Annotated in this window: 16 protein-coding genes; 8 read left to right on the top strand and 8 right to left on the bottom strand. The window is 42.2% G+C overall.

From position 1 onward, the window contains the following. Positions 1–21: 21 nt before the first annotated feature. The 5 genes from H5162_RS14550 to def all read right to left on the bottom strand — a co-directional run bounded on the left by H5162_RS14550 (position 22) and on the right by def (position 6,534). Positions 22–2,172, bottom strand: coding sequence for a TonB-dependent siderophore receptor (locus tag H5162_RS14550; RefSeq protein WP_259398254.1), 2,151 nt, complete (start codon positions 2,170–2,172; stop codon positions 22–24). A gap of 199 nt (positions 2,173–2,371) precedes the next feature. Further along, positions 2,372–3,748 (bottom strand): Trk system potassium transporter TrkA, encoded by a 1,377-nt coding sequence (gene trkA, locus H5162_RS14545; RefSeq protein ID WP_064668279.1) that lies wholly within the window; start codon positions 3,746–3,748, stop codon positions 2,372–2,374. Positions 3,749–3,765: 17 nt separating this feature from the next. Then, positions 3,766–5,055 (bottom strand): 16S rRNA (cytosine(967)-C(5))-methyltransferase RsmB, encoded by a 1,290-nt coding sequence (gene rsmB, locus H5162_RS14540; RefSeq protein ID WP_145241763.1) that lies wholly within the window; start codon positions 5,053–5,055, stop codon positions 3,766–3,768. Next, a complete protein-coding gene (gene fmt / locus H5162_RS14535) occupies positions 5,048–6,001 on the bottom strand; it encodes a methionyl-tRNA formyltransferase (protein ID WP_145241764.1) in 954 nt (317 codons plus the stop codon). Before fmt ends, rsmB begins: the two co-directional genes overlap by 8 nt. A 26-nt stretch (positions 6,002–6,027) precedes the next feature. Beyond that, on the bottom strand, positions 6,028–6,534 hold the full coding sequence (gene def / locus H5162_RS14530; RefSeq protein ID WP_182735374.1) for a peptide deformylase: 507 nt from the start codon (positions 6,532–6,534) through the stop codon (positions 6,028–6,030). A 118-nt stretch (positions 6,535–6,652) separates the two neighbouring features. Between def and H5162_RS14525 the strand changes: the two genes are divergently transcribed. The 6 genes from H5162_RS14525 to hemF all read left to right on the top strand — a co-directional run bounded on the left by H5162_RS14525 (position 6,653) and on the right by hemF (position 11,552). After that, a complete protein-coding gene (locus H5162_RS14525; RefSeq protein WP_145241768.1) occupies positions 6,653–7,774 on the top strand; it encodes a LysM peptidoglycan-binding domain-containing protein in 1,122 nt (373 codons plus the stop codon). 29 nt (positions 7,775–7,803) lie between these two features. Beyond that, entirely contained in the window at positions 7,804–8,886 is a 1,083-nt protein-coding gene (dprA, locus tag H5162_RS14520) for a DNA-processing protein DprA (protein WP_145241770.1), read from the top strand. A 22-nt stretch (positions 8,887–8,908) separates the two neighbouring features. Then, on the top strand, positions 8,909–9,382 hold the full coding sequence (locus tag H5162_RS14515; protein ID WP_145241772.1) for a DUF494 family protein: 474 nt from the start codon (positions 8,909–8,911) through the stop codon (positions 9,380–9,382). 73 nt (positions 9,383–9,455) lie between these two features. After that, entirely contained in the window at positions 9,456–10,028 is a 573-nt protein-coding gene (locus H5162_RS14510; RefSeq protein WP_182718494.1) for a type I DNA topoisomerase, read from the top strand. A 37-nt stretch (positions 10,029–10,065) separates the two neighbouring features. Next, complete coding sequence (locus tag H5162_RS14505; RefSeq protein ID WP_182731936.1) at positions 10,066–10,632, top strand: L-threonylcarbamoyladenylate synthase; 567 nt, start codon at positions 10,066–10,068, stop codon at positions 10,630–10,632. Positions 10,633–10,634: 2 nt separating this feature from the next. Continuing rightward, a complete protein-coding gene (hemF, locus tag H5162_RS14500; protein WP_149983190.1) occupies positions 10,635–11,552 on the top strand; it encodes an oxygen-dependent coproporphyrinogen oxidase in 918 nt (305 codons plus the stop codon). A 50-nt stretch (positions 11,553–11,602) separates the two neighbouring features. On the opposite strand, the gene H5162_RS14495 is transcribed toward hemF, so the two are convergent. Next, positions 11,603–13,204, bottom strand: a complete 1,602-nt coding sequence (locus H5162_RS14495) for a methyl-accepting chemotaxis protein (RefSeq protein WP_149983191.1) — start codon at positions 13,202–13,204, stop codon at positions 11,603–11,605. 99 nt (positions 13,205–13,303) lie between these two features. Next, positions 13,304–13,741: a group II truncated hemoglobin gene (locus H5162_RS14490; RefSeq protein ID WP_145241782.1), complete on the bottom strand. Its 438-nt coding sequence runs from the start codon at positions 13,739–13,741 to the stop codon at positions 13,304–13,306. Positions 13,742–13,808: 67 nt separating this feature from the next. Here H5162_RS14490 and aroE point away from each other — a divergent pair, with 67 nt between their 5' ends. After that, positions 13,809–14,633, top strand: coding sequence for a shikimate dehydrogenase (aroE, locus tag H5162_RS14485; RefSeq protein ID WP_145241784.1), 825 nt, complete (start codon positions 13,809–13,811; stop codon positions 14,631–14,633). Continuing rightward, entirely contained in the window at positions 14,630–14,884 is a 255-nt protein-coding gene (locus tag H5162_RS14480) for a DUF1488 domain-containing protein (RefSeq protein ID WP_182778850.1), read from the top strand. Before aroE ends, H5162_RS14480 begins: the two co-directional genes overlap by 4 nt. Here H5162_RS14480 and H5162_RS14475 read toward each other — a convergent pair. Beyond that, positions 14,881–15,414, bottom strand: a complete 534-nt coding sequence (locus H5162_RS14475) for a gamma carbonic anhydrase family protein (RefSeq protein ID WP_149983193.1) — start codon at positions 15,412–15,414, stop codon at positions 14,881–14,883. The genes H5162_RS14480 and H5162_RS14475 overlap by 4 nt on opposite strands. Positions 15,415–15,655 lie beyond the last annotated feature (241 nt).

Genomic DNA, 15,655 nt, shown 5'->3' with positions numbered 1-15,655 from the left:
TTTTTTGGTTAACTTGAATGGTTATAAGCTGTAGTCAAACTGCAGGGAGAATTTTCGCGGGCTGCCGTAGCGATATTGGTTATAAAAACCAATTTGGTTGTAATAAGTTTTATCAAATAAGTTATCAATATTTACGCTAACAGACATTTGTGAGTTAATTTGATAACTACTCATAAGGCTTGCGATGCCATAACTTGATTGCTCTACTTCAACTTGACCGTGAACTGGGTTTTTTACTTCATCATAGCTGCGACTTTGCCAGCGATAACCGCCACCGACTTTCAACCCTGTTAACAGTTGATCTAATTTATAAGTGGTAAATAACTTAAATTGATTTTTTGGGTTTGTGGTATTGAGGATGTCACCTTCGGGCGTTTCACCTTCGCTATAAGTGTAGCCAAAATAGCCATTCCAACTATCAGTAAATGCACCATTAAGTTCAAACTCAAGCCCTTGGGTGACCGTACCATCAATTGGTTGATAAATTGCCTGAAGAGTGTCTGGAATTGTTTCGCCAGTGTATTCGCCCACATTGTCTTGCTGAATTTCAAAACCCGATAGTGCAATGTCTAAACGCTCGTCCAATAATGAGGCCTTGATACCTAGCTCATAATTTTGACCTTGAATTGGGTCAAGGTAATTACCATTTTTATCGACGCGGCTTTGCGGGGTAAATATATCGGTGTAGTTAGCATAAAGTGCCCAATTATCTGCCAAGCTATAAGTAGCACCTAAATAATTGGTCAGCTCGTTATCTAATTTATAATCATGTTGGCTGCCAAAGTTATCTTGATTTGTTTGCCATTGATTTAATCGGCTTCCTAAAACCAATGAGAGTGAATTTGTTAGATTAAGTTGTGAAGCAAAGTACAAAGCATTTTGCTCTGTTGTGCCATAAGAGCCAAAGGCGGGTGTAGCTTGCCAAGTTGGTTTTGGGTAGTCATAGTTTGGGGCTGTAAAATCGCCGATGATTTCTGCCTCTTCTTGCCCCGGGAAGTAGGGGGTTGTAAAGTCTTGCTCTTGGCTATTGTAACCAAACATGACTTGGTGGCTTTGATCTAACCAGTTAAATCTACCGGTAAGCTCTATCTCGTAGGTGCGCTGAATCCGCTTGGCATCAATATAATTTACTGAACCGGGCATCATGCCTATATTCGTTTGTGAGTCAGGGTTACCTGTCGCCCAAAAAACATCGTAATGTAGGTCATTATTACTATATATGTAGCTCGCGCTTAGCTGCCAATTAGCATTGAAGTAATGCTCAATACTCATAAAGCTATTGAGGGCATCAGTTGTTGAAGATGACCAATTTGGCGCTGTTGAAGTTTCTCGGTCATAGTTAGTACGGCTGCCATCGCTATAAAAAATAGGTAAACCGCCAGACATCGTGCCTTTAGGCGTTGTTTTTTGGTTATCAATAGCCACCGTTAATAGCGTGTTATCGGTTAAATCAGCTTCAACAATACCGTATAACGTGGTTTTTTCTTGGCTGAACCTGTCTTGATATGATTGCTGATCTTGATAGGCGAGTACGGCACGCGCACGCACTGTTTCACTGCTATTTAAACTACCCGATGCATCAACCACACCACGATAGTTTTGCCAAGAACCAACCGTTGCAGAAATATTTACTTGGTTATGCACAGTAGGGCGCTTACGTATTAAGTTAATTGCTGCTGATGGATTACCTGCCCCCAGCATTAACCCTGTGGCACCACGGACAACTTCAATTCGCTCATAAATAGCAGTATCTGTTAAGTTATCGCCGTAATTAAATCGGGTATCATAAGTAGTTGCTATACCATCATATAAAATACTGGTAACGCTAATCCCTCGGGCTGAAATTGAATATTTACCGTTGTCGGCTTCTCTGGCGTTGATGCCGGTTACGCTGGTGATGGCTTCAATAGCGCTATTTAATTGTTGATCGGCCATAAATTCACTGGTGATAGCGATAACCGATTGCGGAGTTTGCAAGTGGCTGAGATCAAGCCCTGTTGCTGAGTTCATTGCACTGACTTTGTAGCCGCTATCTTGCTGGCCCACGATGGTTAGTTTTTCAATGTCGTTTTTAGCTTCGGCATTGGCATTAGCCGAGAGTCCACACACAAGAATACCAATAACACTGCAATATGTAACACAAAGAGGGGTGTTTAAAGTTGGGTGTATCATTTGAAGAAATCCATTTATATTAAAAAATGTGAAATTAACTTCTCACAGAAAGAGAAAACGCTTGATTATCAAACAGCGTGAGAGTAATGGATTTGGGTACGCAAGTAAATGCTTTTGAGATTGATTTTCATTTGCATGTATTGGAGGTGGAAATTCACCTTTCGATACAGTTGCTTTGTGTCGAAAGGTGAGGAGTAATTTAGAGAAAGATAGCGCTAACTTGGAACAGTTTTTCAACTACGTTGATATGCTTTTTATCGATCAAGAACATAATGACGTGATCGCCTGAGTGAATTATCGTGTCGTCGTGGGCAATGAGTACATCATCATTACGGACAATCGCGCCAATCGTGGTACCTGCAGGCAGCTTAATATCAGCAATTGCACGGCCGACAACTTTAGAGGTATGTTCGTCGCCATGGGCCACCGCCTCAATGGCTTCTGCTGCGCCTTTACGTAATGAATACACATTAACAATATCACCGCGGCGAACATGGGTAAGCAGGGCGGAAATCGTGGCTTGCTGTGGTGAAATGGCAATATCAATTTCGCCACCTTGCACTAAATCAACATATGCGCCGCGCTGAATAAGCACCATGGTTTTTTGCGCACCCATGCGTTTAGCGAGCATGGCTGACATAATATTAGCTTCATCATCATTGGTTACCGCGATGAATACATCAACTTGTTCGATGTGTTCTTCTGATAACAACTCCTGATCTGACGCATCACCACAAAACACCACTGTATTATCAAGCATTTCTGATAACTGCTCAGCACGTTCTTTATTTCGTTCAAGCAATTTTACGCTATGATTCTTTTCCAGAGAGCGAGCAAGCCCAGCACCAATATTACCGCCACCAGCAATCATAATTTTTTTGTATGAACGCTCTAATTTCTGTAGTTCATTCATTACTGCACGAATATGTTTGGTGGCAGCGAGGAAGAACACTTCATCATCCGCTTCAATTACTGTAGTACCCAGTGGTTTGATTGCTTTACCTTGGCGGTAAATCGCGGCAACACGAGTTTCAACATTAGGAATATGCTCTTTTAATGCTGACAATGCATAACCGACTAACAATCCGCCGTAGTAAGCCTTTACCGCAACCAGCGAGAGCATGCCATCGCCAAACTCTAAAACTTGTAACGCACCAGGATAATCAATCAAGCGACGAATATACTTAGTCACTAGTTGCTCTGGAGCAATATAGTGGTCAACAGGTAAATCATCGTTTTGAAAGAGCTTTTCGCGGTACTTTAAGTATTGCTCAGAACGGATCCGAGCAATTTTAGTCGGCGTATTAAAAATACTATACGCGACTTGGCAAGCGACCATGTTCACTTCATCTGAACTGGTTACTGCGATGATCATATCGGCGTCTTCCGCACCGGCGCGGCGTAATACATCAGGGTGGGCACTATGACCTGTAACACCCTGTAGATCGTATTTATCTTGTAACTCACGTAATCGGTTGCCATCAATATCAACAACCGTGATTTCGTTTTGTTCACCTACCAGGTTTTCAGCGAGTGTGCCGCCTACTTGTCCTGCACCGAGTATGATTATTTTCATGGTTTACTAAAAGCTTCTTATGAGTGTGTTTTTATAAGCTTGGCATAATAAAATCCGTCACTCTCACCAGGCAGTAACTGCAGCCCAGGGTTGCTTGGGGTATCGTTATCATGTAGCGGGATATGTTCAACATCGTTATTATTTGCTAAAAATTTAGCGACTTGCTGTTGGTTCTCTTGTGGTAATACTGAGCAGGTTGCATAAATTAGCGTGCCACCTGGTTTCAATAATGGCCAAATGCTATTGAGAATATCGCCTTGGAGTGTCGCCAGATCATTGATATCTGATGCACGACGTAGCCATTTGATATCTGGGTGACGACGAATTACACCCGTTGCAGAGCAAGGAACGTCTAATAGAATACGGTCAAACTGTTGCTCATCCCACCATTTGTGTGGCTGCGAAGCATCGGCACATTGTAAATCAGCGCCTAAGCCAATTCTTTCAAGGTTTTGCTTTACACGTTCAAGGCGGGTGGCATCGCTATCAAGTGCCAGTACATCAGCATCTGCGAGTTCTAGAATGTGACAGGTTTTACCACCGGGTGCTGCGCAGGCATCTAAAATATGCTCGTCAGCTTTTGGATCTAACAAGCGTGCCGCAAGCTGTGCTGCTGCATCTTGTACTGAACATGCGCCGGTGTCGAATTCAGGCAACGAAAACACATCGCGCGGTTTATCCAGCTTAATACCATCAGGGAAATCAGGATTGAGTGTATGTTCAATGTCATTAGCAGTGAGCATTTCGCTATATTCAGCGGTGCTATATTGCGCTTGGTTAACACGCAACCACATTGGTGCTTGCTGCTGGTTCGCTTCTAGTAGAGCTTGCCAAGAGTCAGGGTAAGCTTCAGTTACTTGTTTGATAAACCAGTTTGGGTGGTTGTATAAACACACTGGTATTTGCTTGGCTTTTTCTTCCAGCTCTACTTGCTGGCGCTGAAAGCTGCGTAAAATAGCGTTGATCAAGCCTTTTAAACCCAATGCGCGCAGTTGTTCTAATGCATTAACCGTTTCGCTAATGGCTGCATGCGGTGGAACCCGCATATGTTGTAGTTGGTAAATGCCCACATACAGTAAAAACTGGAATATACGGCGCTTACCTTTAAGTGGCTGCTCAACTAAATGTTGACAATAATTTTCTAAACTTGGTAAATAACGCAGTACGCCGTAACAAATTTGCTGTAATAACGCTTTATCTTTAGGTGGTAAACCTTGGCTGGCAAAAGGCAGCTCTTGATTTAATGAGGCGCCTTTATCAACCACGTTATATAAAGTTTCGGCGGCAAGCGCCCTGACATTACTCATTGTGTTCGCCTATTCGTGTGCCAGGAGTTACCCAGTCTGCTCGACCATTTAAAAAGTCAGTAATGGCCATTGGCTTTTTACCTTGTGGTTGTACTTGAGTGATATTAAGTGCGTTAGTACCACAGGCAATCACAATGCCGTGTTTATCGCTTTGTAATACCGTGCCTGCCGTGCCTTGCTGGTCAACAACATTAGCTTGATAAACTTTTACAGTGTGTTCACCCATTTGGGTAAAACAGACCGGCCATGGATTGAATGAGCGGATATTACGCTCTATTTGCGCTGCGTCCATCGACCAATCAATATTTGCTTCGTCTTTAGATAGCTTTTTAGCGTAATTGGCAAGCTCGTCATTTTGTACTTGCGGGGTAATTTCGCCATTAGCTAACTTAGTAATGGTGTCTATTAGTGCGCTTGGGCCTAAATCGGCAAGCTTAGCGTATAAACTTGCACTTGTTTCAGTGGCGGTAATAGGGCAGCGGCTAATATGCAGCATGTCGCCGGTATCTAGGCCTTCATCCATTTGCATTATGGTGACGCCAGTCTCTTCATCGCCCGCCCAGATAGCGCGTTGAATCGGCGCGGCACCACGCCAGCGCGGTAAAATTGAGCCGTGTACATTTAAACAACCAAGCCGTGGCGCCTCTAAAATTGCTTTTGGTAACAGTAATCCATAAGCGACCACGATCATAAGGTCAGCATTTAAGCTGCTTAGTTCAGCCAGAGCGTCGTCACTTTTTAATGAGGCAGGTTGAAACACTGCTAACTCATTGGCCAGTGCGAGTTCTTTCACTTCACTGGCTTTGAGTTTTTTACCGCGCCCTGCTGGACGGTCGGGTTGGCTATACACGCCAACAATTTGATGCTCTGAGTCGATAAGAGCTTGTAAATGGCGCGCAGCAAAGTCTGGCGTACCGGCAAAAATAATGCGTAATGGTTGTGTCACTGAACTTCCTAATTATTACTAAGGTATTATTGCGCTGCTAACTTAGCTTCTTTTTCAAGTTTTTTACGAATACGTTGGCGCTTTAACGGTGATAAGTAATCGATAAATAGTTTACCCTGTAAATGGTCAAGCTCATGCTGGATGCAAATTGCTAATAGCTCATCAGCATCTAAACTAAACTCTTCGCCATTTTCGTTTAATGCGGTCACTGTTACAGTTTCTGCGCGGTCAACTTTTGCATAAGAGTGTGGCACAGATAAACAGCCTTCTTCACTTACCGTGGTGCCATCTTGTTTAGTGATTGTCGGGTTGATCAATACTAACGGTTTATCACGTTCTTCTGATACGTCAATGACCACAATACGTTGATGAATATCGACTTGAGTCGCAGCTAATCCAATGCCGTTTTCATCATACATAGTTTCCAGCATGTCTTTTACAATTTGGCGAATTTGGTCGTCAACTTGCACCACTTCTTTTGCTATTGTACGTAAACGCTCATCTGGAAATCTTAAAACTTCTAACCTAGCCATAGTAACCTTTTTCACTTGTGCTTAATTTAGGGTATTGTATGCTCTTATTTTAGCCATTCGCGTTCACCTTTAACAGGTTTTGGTTGATAATAATGAAAAAACACCACAAGGAAGCTCAATGAAATACCCATTACTCGCGGCAATGTTGGCATTAAGTGCTACTTTCCCATCGTTAGCAGATGTATTAACTATAAAAAAAGATGCGCCTAAACAATACGTTGTGAAAAAGGGCGATACACTTTGGGATATTTCAGGGGTTTATTTGCAAGAGCCTTGGCAGTGGCCGGAACTTTGGCAAATGAATCCACAAATTAATAATCCACACCTAATTTACCCAGGGGATGCACTGTCTTTAATCTATGATGAGCACGGTAATCCACGTTTGGTGATTAATCAGGGTTATAAAAAGCTTTCTCCACATGGTCGAATTGTACAAAAAGGTAAAAATGCGATCCCTACTTTACCTCTTGAGCTGCTGCGTCCTTACCTAATCTATGAGCAAGCACTAAATGCTGATGACATTGCCGATAAACCTTATATTTTAGGAGCCAATGTCAACACTAAAATGAATACCGAAGGCCATATAGTTTATGTTAAAGGTGAGCTGAAATTACACGAGTCATACGCTATTTACCGCAAGGGCGAAGCATATGTTGATCCGCAAACAAACGAAGTGTTGGCTAATAAAGCACAATTAGTGGCGGTGGGTCGTGTATTTAGAAAAGGTGATATTGCCAATGGTGTACCTGCTTCAGTTAAAATTGAACAGGTAAAGAGAGAGATCAAAGCGGGTGATTTTTTAATGCCTGCGATAGAAGGTCAGCTATTACCTGCGTATTTTAATATTCACCGTCCTGAGCAGCCAGTGCAAGGTGAAATCATCGCATCAGTGAGTGGATTACGAGAATTCAGCACAATGGATATTGTAGTGCTAAACTTAGGGTCAGAGCAGCAAATTAAAGAAGGCCACATTTTAGATATTGAGCGTCAATCACCGACTGTTTTTGATGGTCGTAATGGCCCACGCTACAAAGAAGATTCAAATAGCCTTGAAAAGTTAGTAACAAACGCCAACGAATTTTTTGGCGTAGAGGCAGATGCCGACACGACTGTGTGGCATATGCCAAAAGAACAGGTCGGTCAGCTAATGGTGTTTAAAGTTTATAAAAACGTTAGTTATGCCTTAATCGTAAAAAACCAGCACCCAATCCGAGTCGGTGATTTTGCAGTTATAAATTAATTCAGGTTTGAGTGCTCTAAGGAGGGAGCATGAAAGATTCATCAGGCAAGCTAACCCATTGGCTTGCCTTTTATTTATGTAAAGGCTTAGGTGTTAAAACCTTATTGGCATTGGCACAAAAACTGCCATTAGATGATTTGTTTGAGCTGACTCATGAGCAGCTTACCGGTCATGGTTTAAGCCCGCAGGTCGCCACTAATTTACTGGCAACCGATTGGCAGCAAGTTGACTATTATCAACAGATAATTGTTAACTCACAGATAACCGCAATTGATTACTTCGATCCTCACTATCCACCATTATTAAAAGAAATTGCTAGCGCGCCTTTATTGCTATTTTGCCGAGGCAATTTAGAGTTATTGACCAGCCCGCAAATCGCTATTGTTGGAAGCCGCAATGCCACGCCAATCGGTTTAGAGATCGCCGCTGAATTTGCTCATCAACTCACTTTGGCAGGATTAACGGTAACTTCCGGAATGGCGCTTGGTATTGATGGTGCTGCCCACAAAGGAGCGCTGGCGGGCAATGGTAAAACCATTGCAGTGCTTGGTACTGGAGTGGATGTTTATTATCCTAAACGGCATAAGTTACTCACCGATCAAGTATCCGAACGGGGGATGTTGGTGAGCGAGTTTTTACCCGGTACAGCCGCTAATGCTAATAACTTCCCAAGACGTAATCGTATAATATCTGGTTTGTCATTAGGTGTGTTGATTGTCGAGGCTGAAATAAAAAGCGGTTCGCTTATCACCGTGCGGTATGCGCTGGAGCAAAACAAAGAAGTTTTTGCAGTGCCTGGTTCAATTAAAAATCCACTCTCTGAAGCCAGTCACTTTTTAATTAAACAAGGTGCAAAGCTGGTGGAAAATGTCAGTGATATTCTAGACGAAGTGAGCTTTTTCTGCGAAAACAGTCTATATACTATAGAAGAAGCAACGGTTGATGAACCTGCCTGCGAAATACTAAACAGTGTTGGTTTTGAAGTAACAGCTGTTGATTTAATTGCTCAGCGTAGCCAGTGGCCAATAGATAAAGTGCAAGCACGTTTACTTGATCTTGAATTGGAAGATAGAGTAGAGCGTGTATTAGATGGCTATATTAGAGTTCGATAAGCTTAGTGTGGAGGAAAGTAACATGTTCGATATCCTCATGTATCTGTTTGAAAACTACATTCACAGCGAAGCCGAAGTCTTTGTTGAGCATAATGAACTCACTGACGAATTATTACGTGCCGGCTTTAATAAGCCCGAAATATACAAAGCACTTGATTGGCTTGAGCAGCTTGCTGACTTGCAGCACAGTGATGAATTCCCTTATTTAAACCGCCTCCCACAACATGCGATACGTATTTTCACCGATAGTGAATGCCACATGCTGAGCGTAGAGTGTCGGGGCTTTTTAATGTTTGTAGAACAAGTCGGAGTGATCAACAGCGCAACGCGTGAAATGGTTATGGATCGTTTGTTCGCATTAGATAAATCTTATATATCACTTGATGATTTAAAATGGGTGGTACTTATGGTGTTGTTTAATGTGCCAGGCTCAGAGCAAGCTTATGCACAAATGGAAGAACTTATTTTTGATGAGCCGGCAGAGGTACTACATTAAGCAAGTGCTGCGCTTGTATCTTTAATTAGTTTGGGTATATTAGGCGAAAATTAGTCAGCTGCTTAGGGAACACATGAGTAAAATCGACCAATCGCTTTTTTCTGCAAATCAACATGCCTTAGAAAAAGAATACGAAGTGTGCCCTAAATGCGGTTCAGAGCTTGTGATCCGCAACAGTAAATCAGGTCCTTTCCTTGGTTGTGCGAGTTATCCCGAATGTGATTTTATTCGCTCGCTTGCTCAACATGATACTCAACAAATCAAAGTACTTGATGATAGCCCTTGTCCAGAGTGTGGTAATCCGCTAGTAGTGAAGAATGGCCGCTATGGTATGTTTATTGGCTGTACGGGTTATCCTGAGTGTCACTATATTGCTCATGATGAGCCTGAGCCAAATGAAGAAGTTTTACCTGCTTGCCCTAAGTGTAAAAAAGGCCAGTTAGTGGCGCGTAGTAATAAATTTGGTAAAACATTTTATTCATGTAATAGCTATCCAAGTTGTAAATACACACTCAATCACAAACCAGTTAGCCATATCTGCCCCGCGTGCCAATGGCCAGTAATGATGCAAAAGCAAATGACCAATAGTGTTGTGCTACAATGCCCTCAGAAAAGTTGCTCGCATAAATTCACGGTGAGCGAATAATTACCGGCTTTAATTTTATTGTATTTGGAGATTTTCAGTGACTGATACTACCTCAGTTCCTTTAACTGCCCTTGCTGCTGTGTCGCAAGGCGGGGTTATTGTTTACCCAACCGAAGCTGTTTATGGCTTAGGCTGTGACCCCGATAATCAGCAAGCTGTGGAGCGCTTACTTGCAATAAAGCAGCGGCCATTTGAAAAAGGCTTAATTTTAATTGCCGATAATTATGGGCAATTATTAAAGTATGTTGATGATGCAAAAATTCCGATGGATAAACGCGCTGATATTTTTTCCAGCTGGCCCGGCGCAATTACTTGGGTTATGCCAGCGGCTAAAGGTACGCCTAAATGGTTAACAGGACAATTTGATAGTATTGCTGTGCGTGTAACTAATCACCCAACAGTAAAGCGCTTATGCCAAGAATTAGGCAAACCTCTTGTGTCTACTAGTGCTAACTTATCAGGACATGATACGGTCACTAGTATTGCAATGGCTAAAAGTGAGTTTGGCGAGCTGGTGGCATTTTATGTAGATGAACCACTTGGTGGTAACACGCAGCCTAGCACTATTAAAGATGTAATGACCGGCAAAGTATTTAGAGGATAACCATGCACAGCAATTTACTCGAACAAGTAAAAACCTACCTGATGGCCTTGCAAGACACAATTTGCCAAGGTTTAGAGCAAGCTGATGGCCAAGCCAAGTTTGTAGAAGACAGTTGGCAGCGCGAAGAAGGCGGTGGTGGGCGAACTCGTGTTATTCGTGGTGGCAATGTGATCGAGCAAGGTGGGGTGAACTACTCGCATGTGTTTGGTGCTTCGATGCCGGCATCGGCAACTGCGCATCGTCCAGAACTTGCTGGTCGTAGCTTCCATGCCTGTGGTGTCTCGCTAGTGATCCACCCAAACAATCCACATATTCCAACGAGCCACGCTAACGTACGCTTTTTCATTGCAGAAAAGCAAGGTGAGGAGCCTATTTGGTGGTTTGGTGGTGGTTTTGACTTAACGCCATTTTATCCTGAGCTTGAAGATGTTCAACATTGGCATCAAGTCGCGCATGATTTATGTGCGCCGTTTGGAGATGAGGTTTACCCTAAATATAAAAAATGGTGTGACGAGTATTTTTACCTAAAACATCGCGATGAAACGCGCGGTGTCGGCGGTTTATTCTTTGATGATTTGAATGAAGCCGGGTTTGAGCAAAGCTTTGCCTTTATGCAAGCAGTAGGCAATGGCTTTTTAGGGGCTTATTTACCTATTATTGAACGTAGAAAAGCAACCCCATTTACTGAGCAGCAACGAGACTTCCAACTTTATCGTCGTGGCCGTTATGTTGAGTTTAACTTAGTGTGGGATCGTGGCACTTTATTTGGCTTGCAAAGTGGCGGACGTACAGAATCAATATTAATGTCGATGCCGCCGCTAGCGCGTTGGGAATATAACTATACACCCGAAGAAGGCAGTGCTGAAAATAAGCTATACGCTGACTTTTTAAAACCAAGAGACTGGTTAGGGCTAGCATAGTAAGCAGGCTGCCAGTCAATATCTGGTTTATTGACTGGCAACTTTAAGTATTACATCAATTTAAAGCTTCTTACTTGCTCATCCAGTGAACGCGCTAGATTTAACAGCTCCTCACTTACTTTTTGGTTATCGTTAGCATCCACTAATGACCGCTCAGCGTTATCACTAATACCAATAACACTCCTATTTATTTCCTCTGCGGCTAAGTTTTGTTGTTCTGTCGCGTCGGCTATTTGAATATTAAGTTGATTTATTTCATTCATCTGCATAGAAATATCTTTTAAAGCTTGAGCAACATTTTTTACTTGTTGCGCTCTAGCATCAGCCTCCTCACACGATTCACCCATGGTTTTAACCGTTTGCGCCGCTTCGGATTGCAGTTTGTCGATTGTGCGACGAATTTCATCGGTGGATGCATGAGTACGAGTTGCCAATGTACGTACTTCATCAGCCACCACAGCAAAGCCCCGCCCAGCTTCACCTGCACGTGCGGCTTCAATCGCAGCATTAAGAGCTAACAAATTGGTCTGTTCAGCAATACTGCTAATCACTTCGAGTACTTTTCCTACCTCAAGTGTTTGTACTTGTAGTTGACTTACTTGCGCTGCAGCTTGGCGAACATCGTCTGCCAATTGATTAATACTGAGTTCTGTTTGTTCAGCAACATGCATACTTTGTTGTGCAAGTTCATTACTGTTTTCTGATTTTTCAGAGGCAAAGTGAGTGGTGTTTTTTACTTCATTAGAGGAGCTCTCTAGTTCGTTTATAGCAGCTGCCACGGAGTCTGTATTTTTCTTTTGCTCTAAAATAGCGCGCTCAGTAGTATCCGCTGAGGTATAAATTTTTTCTGCTGAGTGGATCAATACTTTTGATGAATGAGATACTTGAGCAATATTATCTTTAAAGGTAGCGATCATCTTATTAAAGCTGGTGGCGAGCCAACCCAGTTCATCTTCAGCGCTATCGTCAATTCGCAGGCTTAAATCTTTGTTGGTTGTAGCTAAATGCATAGCATGACCTAGCTTTTTAAGGCGTACAATAAAAATTTGTCTAAACATAATGCCCAGTAATACAAAGGCAATAATAAAAATAATAGAGAGTAATGCGGTATTTACTAGGGTGTTGTAAGTCACCGCATTATCAATATCAGCTAATGAGTAACTAATTTTAACTACGCCGAGTACATCACCTTCTTGTGCTTGATGACAGCCAAGGCAATTAGTGCCTTTATAATCGCTACTGGCAAACATAGGGCGTAGAAAAGTCATACTGCGGCTATTATTTTGCTGATCAATTAGCAATGTTTCCTTGCCTTTTAAAGCCTCGCGTTCGATATCGTTGCTCGGCGCTTGATTTTTATTGCCCGGCCCATAAAGTTTATTAACAATTGGGGAGCGAATAATATGCGCATCTTCAATATTTGGGTGCTTGCGTAGTTTTTGGCTTAATAGCTCTCTATTTGCCATGGTGCCTGTGATCATCAAAGTATTGATAGAGTCAAAGTAGTTATCAGCAAGAAGCTTAATATTTTCTGCAACAGTGTCTTGCGCAAGCGTTCGTTGTTGGCTTGAGCTACTAAGAATACTGGCAATTAACACAATAATGCCTGTTAGGGCCAATAGGGCATAAATTTTATGTTGGATTGATTTCACACGCACGACGCTTTTTCTAAATATTTGATCACGTATTATCTATATTTAAAAAAAGGCCGTTTTGACTTAGCGCAAATAACGTGCAGTTAAAGAGAAGTGCTAGTGCTGATTAATCATATGACTGGCAAGTTGTGCCAAAGATTTACGTAATCCTTCTCGTAATAAGGGATTATCAATTTCCGCGTCTAACGCTTTATTCATGCAATACATCCATTGATCTCGTAAATCTTGATCAATTGGAAAAGGCATATGGCGTTTACGCAGCATAGGGTGACCATGCTTTTCAACAAACAAGTCTGGGCCGCCTAACCACCCTGATAAAAACTCAAAAAACACTTGGCGAATACGGTCCAATGGTTGAGGATGCATATCATATAACGGTTTAGCGTATTCATCGCTGGCCATAATGTCGTAGAATCGATTCGCAAGTGCTAAAGCACCAGCTTCTCCACCCATCAGTTGATAAGGTGTTTTTTCTGGCGTTGGTGCTTGCTGTTGTTCTGGTGGTTTCGATTTTGAAAAGAATCGTTTAATCATAGTTTTATCATCATTAATTAGCAGTAAGTTACGAGGTAATGTTACTGCACAAAGAGGTTGCTCAAATATGGACAAATATGCAGTTTTTGGAAATCCTATTAAACACTCAAAATCCCCTGCGATACATCAGCAATTTGCAACCTCATTGGGCGAACAAATCGAATACAGCGCAATATTAGCACCGATTGATGGTTTTAAAAAAGCCGTGGCCGATTTTTTTGCCACAGGCGGTAAAGGAGCTAATGTTACAGTGCCATTTAAAGAGCAAGCATTTGCGCTAGTTGATGAGCGAACTGAATTGGCAACCATTGTCGGAGCAGTAAATACTATTAAGTTATTAGATGATGGGCGCTTGCTAGGTGACAACACCGATGGCATTGGTTTTGTGAACGATCTGCTTGCGAATCAGGTTACCATTAAAGATAAACGGGTCTTACTTATAGGTGCCGGAGGCGCTGCACGTGGCGTGGTTTTACCGTTATTGGCACAACAGCCGAGTGAAATCATTATAGTCAATCGTACGGCAGCAAAAGCTAAGGAACTAGCTGAATTATTTGCCCAATACGGTAATGTAACTGGCTATGGTTTTGATGATTTGCCAGTAAGTGATTACTCGCTAATTGTAAACTCTACATCTAGCAGTATGCTTGGTGAATTGCCTGCGCTTGATAAAAAACACCTTGATGGCTGTGAACATGTTTATGATATGTTTTATTCACAGCAAAATACGCTGTTTATGCAATGGGCCCAGGGCTATAAGGCTAATATTAACGTACTTGATGGAAGTGGCATGCTAGTAGGGCAAGCTGCACAAGCCTATTTTGTGTGGCGCAATAATATGCCTGAAATACTCCCTGTTGTTCGGGCATTAAAAACCGGAGAGCTTGCATGAATCAAGCAATCCAATTTATCGACCGATTTGAATTTAACGTACAATCCCAGCTGTTAACGTTTTTTGCTCAAGTAAGTGGCTTAATGGTTGAATGTGTCATTGACACACACACGCTAGCATTGGCAGACCAACAAGCTGCAAAGTTATATTTTGAACAGGCGCGTTTTGACTATGAAGATATAGCCGAGCAACTAATCGAGAATGAAGAATATAACTCGGCAGGACAAATCATTGTTTCAGTGCTGAGTTAATCCTCAGCTAGATACTCATCTTTAAGCTCAACATAATTAGTTGCTGATATTTTTAAAAAACTCAGCTCTTGCTCGGTTAAAGGGCGCGCCTGCTTTACTGGACTACCCACATAGAGAAAGCCCGATTCCAAGCGCTTGTTTGGTGGGACTAATGAACCGCCACCAATTATCACATCATCTTCAACAATGGCATTATCCATTACAATCGCGCCCATGCCGACTAAAATACGATTCCCCAAACAACAGCCGTGCAACATAACCTTGTGACCAACGGTAACATCATCACCAATAATTAATGGATAACCATCTGGGTTACTTTTACTGGCACGTGTTAGATGTAACACGCTGCCGTCTTGCACGTTAGTACGTTCACCAATGCGTATATAGTTAACGTCCCCTCGTGCTGCTACTAATGGCCATACACTACTATCTTCACCTAATGTGATATCACCAACTAAAACAGCCGACTCATCTATATAAACAGACTGGTTAAAACGAGGAGTAATTCCTTTATAAGAACGGATTGCCATAAAACACCTAATAAATTAAGAATAAGTTCAATAGTAAGAGGTAAATAGTGTAGCAGTAGAGCCTATAAAATGGCCAGCTAGGATCTGTGCTGTATACTAAACTAGCACTTTTGAGCTGTTTAGCGCGTAAATTGAACGAACAGCACTTTATTTCAAGTTTTCTTTAAAAAACGCTTGCGTAAAATTCGCCGCGCCCTATAATGCGACCCCACTGAGACGGCAGACAGCAACGCTTAGCGAG

The sequence above is a fragment of the Pseudoalteromonas sp. SR41-8 genome (genome assembly GCF_014163915.1).
Taxonomy (GTDB): domain Bacteria; phylum Pseudomonadota; class Gammaproteobacteria; order Enterobacterales; family Alteromonadaceae; genus Pseudoalteromonas; species Pseudoalteromonas rhizosphaerae.
This window is presented reverse-complemented; position numbering and strand designations above follow the sequence as displayed.